This is a genomic window from Schaalia sp. lx-100 (assembly GCF_021083625.1).
Taxonomy (GTDB): domain Bacteria; phylum Actinomycetota; class Actinomycetes; order Actinomycetales; family Actinomycetaceae; genus Pauljensenia.
In genome coordinates this window covers 246,633-260,476 of the sequence record NZ_JAJNRP010000003.1, presented here as the reverse complement: position 1 = coordinate 260,476, position 13,844 = coordinate 246,633, and the positions used below count along the sequence as shown (strand labels likewise).

Annotated in this window: 8 protein-coding genes; 1 reads left to right on the top strand and 7 read right to left on the bottom strand. The window is 48.5% G+C overall.

Going from position 1 to position 13,844, the window contains the following annotated elements; translation table 11 throughout:
* Nucleotides 1-161 precede the first annotated feature (161 nt).
* Nucleotides 162-1,985: an aspartate--tRNA ligase gene (gene aspS / locus LRP54_RS03890; RefSeq protein ID WP_231235046.1), complete on the bottom strand. Its 1,824-nt coding sequence runs from the start codon at nucleotides 1,983-1,985 to the stop codon at nucleotides 162-164.
* A gap of 268 nt (nucleotides 1,986-2,253) precedes the next feature.
* Here aspS and LRP54_RS03885 point away from each other — a divergent pair, with 268 nt between their 5' ends.
* Nucleotides 2,254-3,744, top strand: coding sequence for an MFS transporter (locus LRP54_RS03885; protein ID WP_231235044.1), 1,491 nt, complete (start codon nucleotides 2,254-2,256; stop codon nucleotides 3,742-3,744).
* A 123-nt stretch (nucleotides 3,745-3,867) separates the two neighbouring features.
* Here LRP54_RS03885 and LRP54_RS03880 read toward each other — a convergent pair whose 3' ends face one another.
* The 6 genes from LRP54_RS03880 to LRP54_RS03855 all read right to left on the bottom strand — a co-directional run bounded on the left by LRP54_RS03880 (nucleotide 3,868) and on the right by LRP54_RS03855 (nucleotide 13,802).
* Nucleotides 3,868-5,994: a DEAD/DEAH box helicase gene (locus LRP54_RS03880; RefSeq protein WP_231235097.1), complete on the bottom strand. Its 2,127-nt coding sequence runs from the start codon at nucleotides 5,992-5,994 to the stop codon at nucleotides 3,868-3,870.
* Between the two features lie 335 nt (nucleotides 5,995-6,329).
* Nucleotides 6,330-7,658, bottom strand: coding sequence for an MFS transporter (locus LRP54_RS03875; protein ID WP_231235043.1), 1,329 nt, complete (start codon nucleotides 7,656-7,658; stop codon nucleotides 6,330-6,332).
* A gap of 133 nt (nucleotides 7,659-7,791) precedes the next feature.
* The gene (hisS, locus tag LRP54_RS03870) at nucleotides 7,792-9,144 is read right to left on the bottom strand and encodes a histidine--tRNA ligase (protein WP_231235041.1); all 1,353 of its coding nucleotides are present in this window, start codon (nucleotides 9,142-9,144) and stop codon (nucleotides 7,792-7,794) included.
* Between the two features lie 84 nt (nucleotides 9,145-9,228).
* Nucleotides 9,229-9,963: an MBL fold metallo-hydrolase gene (locus LRP54_RS03865; RefSeq protein WP_231235040.1), complete on the bottom strand. Its 735-nt coding sequence runs from the start codon at nucleotides 9,961-9,963 to the stop codon at nucleotides 9,229-9,231.
* A gap of 1 nt (nucleotide 9,964) precedes the next feature.
* Nucleotides 9,965-11,323, bottom strand: coding sequence for a DUF349 domain-containing protein (locus LRP54_RS03860; RefSeq protein WP_231235038.1), 1,359 nt, complete (start codon nucleotides 11,321-11,323; stop codon nucleotides 9,965-9,967).
* A 142-nt stretch (nucleotides 11,324-11,465) separates the two neighbouring features.
* Nucleotides 11,466-13,802, bottom strand: coding sequence for a RelA/SpoT family protein (locus LRP54_RS03855; RefSeq protein ID WP_231205851.1), 2,337 nt, complete (start codon nucleotides 13,800-13,802; stop codon nucleotides 11,466-11,468).
* Nucleotides 13,803-13,844: the final 42 nt, after the last annotated feature.

Sequence of the window (13,844 nt, the reverse complement as noted above, 5' to 3'; positions counted from 1 at the left end):
CCACTATCGAAATCACGCCCTCACAGCCTAAAACACAGACATGAGTAACAGCGTCCACATTCTAAGGGAGCACCTAGAACCGTGAAACCCTCCCATATTCATCTTTTACAGCTACGCGATGCCGGACAGATGAAAAATGTGTCTGTCATATATCTGCACCGTTACTCGGCAGATTCGTTAGGTGAGTTTTCCTGATTCTTTTCGCTTTCCTCACCGCGTTTCTTTGGTTTTGCATCCACACCTGCTTCTTTACGCTGTTGAGGCGTAATAGGGGCCGGTGCCTCTGTCAATGGGTCATACCCACCACCAGACTTGGGGAATGCGATCACATCACGAATTGAATCCGACTTTGTCAGCAAGGAAACAATACGATCCCAACCAAAAGCAATGCCACCATGAGGCGGTGCGCCATACTTGAAAGCATTCAAAAGGAAGCCGAATTGTTCTTGCGCTTCCTCAGCTCCAATACCCATCACATCAAAGACACGTTCTTGCACATCACGACGATGGATACGGATAGAACCGCCACCAATTTCATTGCCATTACACACAATGTCGTAAGCGTAAGCCAAGGCATTACCGGGGTCTTGATCGAAAGTATCCAACCATTCAGGTTTCGGTGATGTGAAAGCATGGTGTACTGCTGTCCATGCAGAGTGTCCCAAGGCAACATCACCTTCGGCTTCAGCATCACCTGTGGGCTTAAAGAGCGGTGCATCAACAACCCATGTGAAAGCCCAAGCATCCGGGTCAATCAGGTGGCATCGCTTACCGATTTCAAGTCGAGCAGCACCTAAAAGTTCCCGTGCAGGTGTAGGTGCTCCCGCAGCAAAGAAAATACAGTCTCCTGGCTGCGCGCCTGTCGCAGCTGCCAGACCTTCACGTTCGTTTTCTGTAATGTTCTTCGCAACAGGACCACCGAGAGTACCATCTTCGGCCACAGTGACATATGCCAGTCCTTTAGCGCCACGAGCTTTCGCCCATTCCTGCCACTTATCGAAAGTACGACGAGGCTGCGAGCCGCCTCCTGGCATGACAACTGCACCGACATATGGGGCTTGGAATACACGGAAAGACGTGTCGCGGAAATACTCGGTCAGTTCTACAAGCTCATAACCAAAACGCAAATCAGGTTTATCTGAGCCATATTTTTCCATAGCCTCTGCGTAGGTTATACGCGGCAATGGTGTCGGTAAATCATAACCAATTAGTGCCCACACATTCTTCAGGACATCTTCAGCAACAGCAATGACATCATCTTGGTCAACGAAACTCATTTCAATGTCTAGCTGGGTAAATTCCGGCTGACGATCTGCACGAAAATCCTCATCACGATAACAACGGGCGATTTGGAAGTAGCGTTCCATACCGGCCACCATCAGCATTTGTTTGAACAACTGCGGGGACTGCGGCAAAGCGTACCAAGAACCTGGAGATAGTCGCGCAGGAACAATAAAGTCACGAGCACCTTCAGGAGTAGAACGAGTCAGTGTCGGAGTCTCAATTTCAATAAATTTATGCTCATAAAGAGTATCTCGGGCAGCTCGTGATACCTGTGAACGTAAACGTATGGCACGCTGCGCGCTTTCACGGCGCAAATCAAGATAGCGGTAACGTAAACGTGTTTCTTCACCAACATTCGTATCTTCTGCATGTGCAGAAATTTGGAAAGGTAACGGTGCGCATGTATTGAGGATTTCAATGTCATCACCCATGATTTCAATGGCACCCGTTGAGATTTTTGTATTCTCATTTCCCTCAGGACGGGCCATTACTTCGCCAGTTACTTTCAGAACAAATTCTGTACGCAATTCGTGTGCAACTGACTCATCACGAACAACAACTTGAACAATACCTGATGCATCACGCAAATCAACGAAAGCAACTCCTCCGTGATCGCGACGACGATCAACCCAACCGGTAAGGGTGACGGTCTGTCCAACAGATTCCAGTCCAAGTGAACCGATCTCATGTGTACGTAGCACAGTTTTTCCTTTCTTCATTACCATCCGCGAGACAGGCGGCGGCAGCACATATATTACGTTGCTTCAGGCTCATATCGCTAGGAGGACAGTATCTATGAACTTTCACATGCGCCTATCCTCTGCTTTGCCTGCATGTATCTTCTATTTTTTGTGCACAGCATGCACAGCATCAAGGAAATCTTTTTACCCGTCCGCCTTCACATGAGGATCTTTTTCACGTTTCTCAGCAGAATATGCATTTTTTTACAGTAAATGAAACAATCAACTCATGCCTTTTTCTTCACATGATGATTCAGCGCGCCCATTAAACCCTCGGCACAATGACTCCTCACAAACAGAAAACAGGCAAAAAAACCTCAAAAATACAGAAATACATGCTTCTGAGCATCAAACACAGAAAGTTGCATGGAATCGCCTAGAAATCATGCTGCTCGTTGGCTCTGTCATCCTCATTACTTTGAATGCTTTCGAAGTATTAGCAACAACCACCGCTATGCCAACGGTTGTTCAAGAGCTTGGAGCACACACATGGTTTTCCGTTGCGACAGGTTCTGCTTTAGCTGCGCAGCTGTCAGCAACTGTCCTCGCCGGCGCGCTGAGTGACTCTCGTGGTCCTCGTTTTGTTCTCATACTCGGTATGGGCTTATTCGTCCTCGGTCTTACCTTATGCGCGTTATCTGGGCATATTCTGCTTTTTGTCATCGGGCGGATTATTCAGGGCTGCGGCGGAGGTTTCGTTATTGTCCCCCTTTACGTCCTTATCGGCGCTCTCGTTCAGGACGTGCATCGACCTACCGTATTTGCAGGTTTTTCCTTAGCTTGGGTTTTACCTTCCCTTATCGGGCCAGGAATTGCCGGATGGGTAACAGGACATATCGGATGGCGGCCTGTATTTGGCGCAGTTCCTTTCTTGTGTTTGCTCGCTCTTTTTCCTCTTATTCAGGTTCTTCGTCATCTGAACACAGGTGAAAAACAGAAAAACCCTCTGCTTTTTTCCCTCACCCTCATGTCTTGTGGATGCGGGATAGGTGTTCTCGCCTTACAACTTTCGGGGGCCACCTCTGGTTTACTTTCTTACTTGCTTACCGTATTCGGTTTAGCGCTCACAATCGGTGTTCTCCCCCGTTTACTTCCCCGCGGCACATGTCGCGCACGCTCAGGACTTCCTTCTTTAATTTTGACCCGTCTGCTCGCTATGGGAGCTGAAATGGGGGCAACAGCTTTCCTGCCGCTCTTGCTCCAGCATGTTCACGCTTGGTCAGCTGATGCCGCTTCCATCGCTGTTACTATTGGCGCAGTCTCCTGGGCAGCAGGATCCACCATTCAGTCACGTATCCGAAACCCGCGTTGGCGTGCTCGTTTACCTTTCATCGGTACTCTTTTACTCAGTATCGGAGTTATCCCTTTCCTTGTTTTAGCGTGGCCAGACGCTCCAATCTGGCCAGCGCTAGTGAGTTGGCTTTTTGCAGGGGCAGGTGTTGGCCTGATGCATTCAACTATTTCTGTCCTTGCTCTTGCTGTCACTCCACCTGAAAAACACGGAAAAGTCTCATCATGGCTTCAAGTTGCTGATTCTGCTGGCGCAGCCGTTTTCATGGCAATTGCGTCATTAATTCTGGCACTATGGGGCACCCATATTCCCGTAGGTGGACCTGAGTATTTACCTGCATGCGTTTTACTGTTCGTTGTCAGTGTCAGTGCCACATGCGTAGCGTATCGTTTCCGAGCAGATACAGTTTCTGCTCTCCACCGCGCATAGCGGCGTATCCCTACCCTCACCCTCAACACGAAAGTGCCGCATAGCGCTGATACGCGAAGCGACACTTCCGTTCCCATCCTCACAAAGGCGAGAGATGATTTTTAAGGTAGAGAGGTATATCTGTCAGCGTGAACGACCGCGCGAAGAACCAAAACGACGATCTCCACGAGATGAATACTTCTCGCCCGCTAAGCGATCACGCCGCTCAGACCTGTCGTAACGCCCATCACGCCGATCAAAATTTGATCCTTTTTCACCACGATACCCACGCTCAGACCTATCATGGCGACCACGCTCTGAGTACTCTCGACTTTCACCGCGGCGCCCACGTTCGCCTCGTGAAGAATGACGTTCTGTATCAAAATGACGAGCAGATTGCGGACCTTCATCCTCACGGATACGCAAAGCACGACCTGACACACGGGCTTTTGCAATTCGCCCCAAGGCGGATGATGAAACGTCGCCAGCAATCTCAACCAAAGAGAAAGTCGGGTAGATTTCAATGTTACCGATATCAGAACCTGCTAAACCGCCTTCACCTGTAATAGCACCCACAATAGCGCCTGGTTTTACGCGGTCTTTTTTGCCTACTTCTACGCGGTAGCGTCGCCCTGTCCCAGATAGCGCACGAGCGCCACCGCGACGGCGTGCTCCATCTTTGCCACCTTTAAGGGGACGATCTTTATCGCGTCCCACTTCAAAAACAGCTCCAACAAATTCGCCGGCTTCATCTACTTCTTCTTCACGGCGAATACGACCATCACCGCGACGGTCTTTACGCACACGAGGTTCTGGCCCTTCATCGCCTACTGCTTGAGCTAACAAAACCGCTGCAATATCAGAGACATCCAATTCAGTAGCGTCATGTATTTCATCCAGTAAGGAGTAGTACAAATCTAAACGTCCACGTTCAATACGTGTATTCACGGTATCGAGGATGCGGCGGGCACGAAATTCTGATACAGCCACTGGCGAAGGTATCTGCACTTCCTGCATCGGGGTCCCTGTTAGCCGTTCAATACGACGCAAACGCCCGTGCTCACGCGGAGTAAAAAATGTCAGGGAACGACCTTCACGCCCTGCTCGACCTGTACGACCAATACGGTGTACATAGGCCTCAGGTTCACGTGGCACATCAAAGTTCACCACGAGTCCGATACGTTCCACATCGAGGCCGCGTGCAGCAACATCGGTGGCAACAAGAACGTCAAGGGAACCATTTTTTAATCGCTCAACCATGCGTTCACGCTCAGTTTGCGCTACATCGCCACTAATCCCTGCTGCACGGAAACCGCGTCCAGAAAGCTCTAAAGAGATTTCTTCTACGTCCATACGAGTACGCACAAATACAATGGCAGCATCGGCGTCTTCATGAGCCAAATTCTGCGTGCGGGTCGCAAGAACACGAGCCAATGCGCCGATCTTATGTTTGTAGGGAACGACCGCGTAGGTCTGTTCAATGGTGTCCACTGTGGATGATTCTTCTGACACAGCGATACGCAAAGGATTATTGAGGTGCGTCTGTGCGACTCGCTCAATAGCTGCGGGCATTGTGGCGGAAAATAAGGCTGTTAATCGTTCGTCGGGAACAGATTCCGCGATGGTTTCTACATCTTCTGCAAAACCCATGCGCAGCATTTCATCAGCTTCATCAAGCACGAGCATACGAACGAAAGATAGGTCTAAAGCACCTTTTTCAATCAGATCAATGACACGTCCCGGAGTGCCCACAACAACTTGCGCACCGCGTTTTAATGCGCCAATTTGTGGCCCATAAGCAGATCCACCGTACACGGGAACAATATCTAAACCACGTGTCATTGAAGCAAAGGATTCAATGGCTTGCGCTGATTGCATGGCAAGTTCACGTGTCGGCGCAAGGACAAGTGCTTGAACAGCTTTCTCGTCAGCGTCTACTACTGAAAGTAAAGGCAAACCGAAGGCAGCAGTTTTTCCCGTACCGGTTTGCGCGATTCCAACAACATCGCGCATACGCATAAGGGCTGGAATAGCTTCAGCCTGGATTGGTGTCGGGGTCACATATCCCATACGTGTGATTGCTGAAAGGAGTTCATCCGGTAAGCCGAGATCAGCAAAAGCTGGGCCTGCTTGATTTTGTGTTTCTTCTTCTGTGAGGTCGTTTTCGTCCTCATCTTCATCGAAAAGTTCTTCATCAATGACTGTATCGTCAATTTCATACTCGTGGAATTCAGTATTTTCGAGGTGTTCCTCGTCAGCGGATTCCATCATTTCATCCATATCGACAGTATTTTTTTCGTCGAATAGTTCCAGATCTTGATCTGTAGTAGGCACAAATATCCTCTGTATGTGTCAGTATTTTTTCGAAGTCCAGCAAAAGCAAGACCGGGTCAATAGGTAACCTTCAGCGCGGCCTTCACTCCTTGCACAACAACACTGGCTTTGCCAGATACCATCACAAAAGGCTGCGCCTCATCGCCATATAAGCCTAGCCTCTGCTCACCGTAAAGCTGTCACAAAATGCGGTGAATTGCCTCACCGTCATTGATATAGCTCATATTTTCCCGTTTTTACGGGTGAAAAATTATCTGCATAAAGTTGACTTATCACGTATGTGGGAAGTCTTTTTCCTGTGTTTTCCCTTGTCGTGATGTGAGGGCTAGCGTTATATGCAGTGCCACGATGAAAAGACCTGCTGCGCATGCAATTGCGGGGGCACGGTATAAGGTTTTGGCGATATACCCTGTTGCGGCGCTTCCTGCAGATACTCCAAGGACCACACACGTTGCTCCTATGGTCATTGCACTTGTGACCCACCCGCGTGTTGATAAGCGTTCAACACTGGCATATGCGCTGACAAGAACTGTGCCGACTCCCATACCGATACATAAAATGAGCAGCAGGATAATGCTGTCTGCAGGAAGGAACGCTATAGAGGCCTCTCCCAGAGCGATTATGAGGCCTCCTGCAATAAATTTTGTGCGTGAGCGTATTCCCAGGGCTGGAATTAAAAAACCTGCACATGCTGATGTCAGTCCCATAGCACCGTAGATAGGTCCAGTAAGAACCTGTGTATCACGTGCGGTATGAATCGCTGTCAAAGCTGTTTGTGTGCTACCAAAAACCATGCCGACGCATATGATGCTGGCAAAATAAGGGGTAAGTTGCAGCCACGGCATAGGTGCTTTTAATCCATTGGTTACAGGAAGGTCAGCGGAAGTGATGCTGGTACTTTGTGAATCGTATTGAGGATTTCCCGTGGTTTTATTCGCATGTTTTGTTGAGTATCCATTAGGAGCCCACATTGATCGATGGATCGCAAGCCAGAAAATGAAAAAACCTTCACCGATTAGTGTCATCACTGCAAGGACGGCAACTGTGTGTAGCGGACCGCATAAGGTCACAAGCAGGCCCGATACTGCGGGGCCAAAAACGAAAGATAACTCGTCAATAGCTGTTTCATATCCCATTGCTGTGCGGATTAAACGAGGATGCTCAACCGTTTCAGCGCGTGTATGTGCAAGATCAGACCATAATGCGCGAGCAATAGAACCAATTTGCGGATTCGCCATGCCGACAAGAGCGGCTGCGCATAAAAGAAGAACGTCTGACATATGCCAGCCGATAGCACACCATAGAAGCATTAAAGCCAGAAGTTGAATGATTAAAGCAGCCGATATGACTCGTAAAGGGCCTTTCTGATCCGCAAGTCGCCCAATAATTGGAGCTCCGCAGGCTGTACCAATACCGATCATTGCAACGGTCATTCCAGCTAACCCTAAATTGTGTACCGCTGTTGTTACGACCAGTAAGATTCCCAGTTGAATCATCGCTGCAGGTAAACGGCCGATAGCGGCACTCAAGAGAAAAGATGGACCGCTCGCGCGTATGAGAATAGCAAGACCAGATGAACGTGTGTGGGATTTTTCGGGCATTGGCTACGCCTTTCATATATGCCGCTGGCGGAGTGCACGCCCGACCTCACATGCACTCTTTTTTCCCACTGATTTGAGCTTTACATCGCAAAATATCTGCAGATACATATGCTCCGTTTGTCTCACGCACCTGTCACTTCACTGGTAATACGCGAGGCTGGAGGTCGCAAGGCTGCGGCTCCCACTGTTCAATGTCAGCAGCACTTTGTTCGCCCGTACGAATATCTTTCACCGTATCAGGTTCACCGTCGTTACCTGGGAACCACACAAATGGTATCCCCCGTTTATCAGCATACTTAATTTGCTTACCAAATTTTGCTGCCTGCGGTGCAACATCCGCGCTGATTCCTCGTTCACGCAAGGCAGATGCAATAGCGTCACTACGGAAACGATCAGTTTCATCATTGACTGCAACAAGAACAACAGTAGGCACTCGACGTGTTGCACGGACCATCGGAGCTGACAGCATACGCGAGACTAAACGCGACACTCCAACTGACATTCCCACGCCCGGGTACACACGTTTCCCGTCTTTAGCCAAGGAATCGTAGCGACCGCCTGAACAAATTGAACCTAAATCTTCGTGCCCGACCACAACGGTTTCATAAACACTACCCGTGTAATAATCCAAACCGCGTGCAATTTTCAGATTCGCTTCAATGACCCCAGGTAAACGCTGCCCAGCAATTTCCAGTAGTTCACACAGCTGTGTTAAACCTTCGTCAAGTAAATCATTGGAAAGACACAATTCATTGACTTGCTGACGTACAGATTGAGGATCTTCGCCTGTAATAGAAGCCATGCGCAATAAAACATCAGTCTGCTCGGAAGTGATACCAACTTTGACGAGTTCCTCACGCACTCCTTCAGAACCAATTTTGTCTAATTTATCGAGGCCACGTAAGGCAGCTTCAATATCTGTCACGCCTAAAGATTCACATACGCCTTGAACGATTTTACGATTATTCACCATCATGCGAACAGGCGGAATTGGCAATGAAGAAAGCGCCTGACCCATTATCAGTGGCGCTTCCACCTCAAAATGAAAAGGCAGCTCCCCTAGTCCCACGATATCTATATCTGCTTGCGTGAACTCACGGAATCGTCCTTCTTGAGGGCGTTCGCCTCGCCACACTTTCTGAATTTGGTACCGCTTAAAAGGAAAATCTAATTCATTAGCATTTTCAACGACATACCGAGCAAAAGGAACTGTCAAGTCAAAGTGCAATCCCATACGTCGCTCACGTGAGGAGACCCGTTCACCGTTTTCAGCAGCTTTCAGAGCTTGCAGTCGCTCTAAAACATAAATTTCTTTTGAGGTTTCGCCTTTTGCTTCCAGTTGCTCAAGGGTTTCAACGGCACGAGTTTCAATCCCCGCAAAACCATGTAGTTCAAAAACACGGCGAAGGTGATCGAGGACGTATTGTTCAACGATGCGTCCTTCGGGGAGCCATTCGGGAAAACCTGAAAGAGAAGTACGTGCCATTTTCCTATTGTTTCACGAGATACAGGTGCTTTTCCATTCCAATGCGCATATCAACACACACAGAAAAGCACGACGAATAAATATTTACCCGATACGCCGGGCGCGCGTTACATATGGGTTCGTGTCAATTTCGGCTTGCAAGGTTGTTGCAGGTCCATGTCCGGGGAATAAAAGGGTTCGAGGATCAACAGCATGGGAAATTGTACGCAGTGAATGTCGCATCTGAGTTTCGTCACCACCAGGTAAATCAGTACGACCCACAGAACCCGAGAAAATCACGTCGCCGCTTAAAGCCCACGGAATAGGCAATTCACTGGAAGCTATGAGCTGCCCGTCAGCATATACGTCCAGATCACTGTGCGCGAGGAATAGTGCCGATCCTTCGGTATGCCCTGGAGCAGGTAACATTTTCATCCATAAACTTGGAATCAGTTCACATGACCCTGCGGGGAAATCACGCAGGTCATCAGGACAAACCCACTCATCTAATTCAATTCGCGCAGGCATATTGTTCACATATGCTGCCGGGTCAACCAGACGATAACGATCAGGCCCTGGAATCCATACAGGAACTTGTTTTTCTGCGGGCCCCCAGGAAGCAACACGCGCACAATCCCACACATGATCGGGATGCCCATGCGTCAGTAAAACAGCCGCCAGAACAGCACCCTCACGCTCCAGTGTGGCTTTCAGTTGAGGAAGAATTCCTGCTGATGGGTCCACAACAACAGCATGAGGGGCTGTTCCCTCTAATGGCTGCGGAATAATCACCAACGAGTTTGCCGCATAGTACGGCGAAGTGATGATATGCAGACGCATGTCAGTCCATTGATGAACGAATCTGGTCAAGCCACGCTTTCTTCGTAGCTAAAGCTTCAGATAATTCTTTTTCTTTTGAGGAATTACCTGCAACACGCGCGGCTTCGCAATCTTTTTCCAGACGAGCAATTTGTTCTTCTAGCTGTCCGAGCATACCTTCTGCACGCGCACGTGTTTCAGGATTTGTTCGACGCCATTCGTGTTCTTCAGCAGCGCGCACAGCATCTTCGACTGCACGTAAACGATGGTCAATACGTGAGTGATCGGCTGCAGGAACACGACCCACACTATCCCACCGTTCTTGAATTTGACGAAGCTGTTCTTTTGTCTTTTCAAGATCATTGATAGGTAGTAGTGCTTCTGCTTCAATCAAAAGAGCTTCTTTTGCAGCAAGATTTTCACGATATTCAGAATCTGTCGCTAAATCTTTTGCCCGACGAGCATCAAAAAATACCTGCTGAGCTGCACGGAAACGAGTCCATAATGCGTCATCTTCTTTACGAGAAGCACGAGGAGCTGTTTTCCAGCGATCCATCAATGTACGATAGGCAGCAGTTGTTGCTCCCCAATCTGTTGACGTTTGAAGGGCTTCAGCTTCAGCAATCAACTGTTCTTTCACACGTTTCGCATCCGTCTGAGCTTGGTCCAAAGCAGAGAAGAACTGACGACGTTGGCGATCAAACTGTGTTCGCGCACCCGAGAAACGTTTCCACAGCGCATCTTCTGTTGCTTTATCTAAACGTGGGCCACGACGTTGCAGATTCTTCCATTCGTCTAAGAGCTCACGCAGGGTTTGGCCGCATTGCTTCCAATGCATACGGTGAGGATCTTGGGTGAGAATAGCTTCTGCACGTTCCACTAATTCGGTACGTTCACGCAATGCGGCTTCTTTGGCTAAGCGGCGTTCTTCACGTGCTTGTTCTTTACGTACCTGTGCGCGCTCAGCAGCTGCTTCCACACGGGCACGCAAAGCAACGAGATCACCGATAGCAGCAGGCTCAATAACGGATTCACGTAACGTTGCCAGCGTTTGATCTATTTCTTTAGGCGCAAGTGTGGCAAGACGATCTTCAAACAACTTAACTGTTGCTTCAAGTGACTCAAAACGACGCAAGTACAGCCCTAACGGGTTCTCAGGCAGACCGTCAGGGTATGCTCCAATCTGGCGTTCAGCATCCCCATCACGAACAAAAACATTTCCTGCTTCATCCACCCGACCAAATTCTGAGGTTTCCGCAGCAGATAAGTGTGGTGCAGCACTTTCAGTAGCAGGTTGCGAGACGGGAGAATTCGCTGATGAAGCAGCCTGTGTAGGCTCAGAAGTATTTTCAGCGTGGAGCTCATTGGTCGAGTCAGTCACGATGTTCCTTTGATCGATAGAACCTCGAAAGGTTCGGCGCGGTGCGCACCTTATGTGTACGCTCATGCCACCTACGGCACAGGACTATCCTACGGCTTTATTCATGCTGCAGAAAACAGATAACACCTAGTGGACGAAATCGTCATATGTTTGAGATCTGATGACGACGTGTGGCAGGACTTGTTAAACGTTGAGCTTCAAACACACCATCAACGCGACGCAATGCTGCAAGGACGGCTTTCAGATGAGCCATATCAGCTAATTCAAAAGCAAAACGCGCACTCGCCACCTGATCGGGTGAAGTAACTGTACTTGCTGTCAGAATATTTACCCGATGATCTGACAGTACTTTCGTCAAATCAGAAAGCAAACCTGGACGATCTAATGCCCGAGTTTCAATCTGCACAAGATACTGCACTCCTTGACGTTCCGTATCCCAAGCAACATCTGTAAAACGCTCCGGCTGATTTTTCATGAGCTGTACAGAATTCACACAGCTGGCACAATGCACAGATACACCCTGACCACGAGTAACGAATCCCACAATTTCATCACCGGGTACTGGAGTACAACACTTCGCTAATTTCACCCAAATTTCATTTGAGTTCATTCCGCGCACGCTCACCCCTGATGTGGAGGATATATGCGCACGTACTTTCGCTGCACTCGGAATAACAGCCTCAGCAAGTGTTTCCTCTGTCCCGTCATCTCCGCCAAGGTTATCCACCAATTTCGATACCACATTTTGAGCCGAAATATGGTTCTCCCCAATTGATGCATATAGCGCAGTAATATCGAGCAATCCCAGAGCATTAGCAACGGAAAGTAAAGATTCATGATTCATGAGACGCTGTAAAGGTAAATTCTGTTTACGCATCGCACGAGCCAAGTGCTCTTTACCTGTTTCCACTGCTTCTTCACGACGTTCTTTTGAGAACCATGCTTTGATTTTTGAGCGCGCGCGCGGTGAAGCGACAAAAACTAACCAGTCCCGTGAAGGGCCTACTTTGTCAGATTTTGATGTCACTACTTCAACGGTTTCGCCTGACTGCAGGCGCGATTCTAAAGGAACTAGTCGCCCATTCACTTTTGCTCCGACAGTGTGGTGTCCTACCTCAGTGTGAACTGCATAGGCGAAATCAATAGGTGTTGCCCCTGCCGGCAGAACAATCACCTCACCCTTAGGCGTGAAAACATATACTTCATCACCAGCAATTTCATAACGTAATGCGTCAAGAAATTCTTCCGGATCGCCAGTTTCCCGTTCCATTTCAACGAGTGCCCGCATCCAGTTCATCTGTTCAGTAGCACTCATTCGGTCAGTATCGCCCGAAGTAGCATTCGGATTTTGCTTGTATTTCCAGTGTGCAGCAACGCCATGTTCGGCGCGTTCATGCATTTCATATGTACGAATCTGGATTTCAACAGGTTTACCGCCAGGACCGACCACAGTCGTATGTAAAGACTGGTACAAATTAAATTTCGGCATGGCGATATAGTCTTTGAAACGCCCTGGAATAGGATTCCAATGACCGTGAAGTGCTCCAAGAAGCGCGTAACAATCTTTTACAGAATGTACAAGAACACGCACTGCCACAAGGTCGTAGATTTCATCGAAAGCTTTACCTCGAACAATCATTTTCTGATAAATCGAGTAATGATTCTTTGGACGGCCAGTTACAGTTCCTTGTGTTCCTGAGTGCCGTAAATCCCCTTCAATCTGGGTAATTACCTCTCGTAAATATATTTCACGCTGTGGCGTACGCTCATGAACAAGTCGATCAATTTCCTCGTAAATTTCAGGATAGAGGGTTTTGAATGAAAGTTCTTCAAGCTCCCACTTAATCATATTCATACCGAGGCGGTGAGCCAGTGGAGCATATATTTCTAAAGTTTCTTGAGCTTTACGTTTTGCTGAATCAGCAGAAACAAAACGCCAGGTGCGAGCGTTATGTAAACGATCACCTAATTTGATGAGGAGAACACGTATGTCATGACTCATCGCCACAACCATTTTACGTAAAGTCTCCGACTGAGCAGCGCTACCGTAACGTACTTTATCGAGTTTGGTCACTCCATCAACAAGCTGCGCGATTACCTCGCCAAAATCTGCTGTCAGTTCTTCCACCGTGTAATCGGTGTCTTCAACTGTATCGTGTAATAAGGCGGCAACAAGTGTAGGAGTCGTCATTCCCATTTCAGCAAGAATTGTTGCCACAGCAACGGGATGAGTAATGTAGGGTTCCCCTGATTTACGCATCTGCCCACGATGATGCAACTCCGCTGTTGCATAGGCGCGTTCAATGAGTCCTACATCAGCTTTCGGGTGGTTTGCCCGTAAAGCACGAACTAAAGGTTCAATTTCTGGAGCTGTTGTACGGGATCGATTACCAAACCACATCAGCCCAGAACGCACAAGCGACCCAGCCGCAGGAGGACGGGTCGCTTGTGTCGTTGGTTGCATATGAGGATCAGTCATTACCTCATTTTAGACTTTCGCAGTCATTTTGTGTGCCATGTG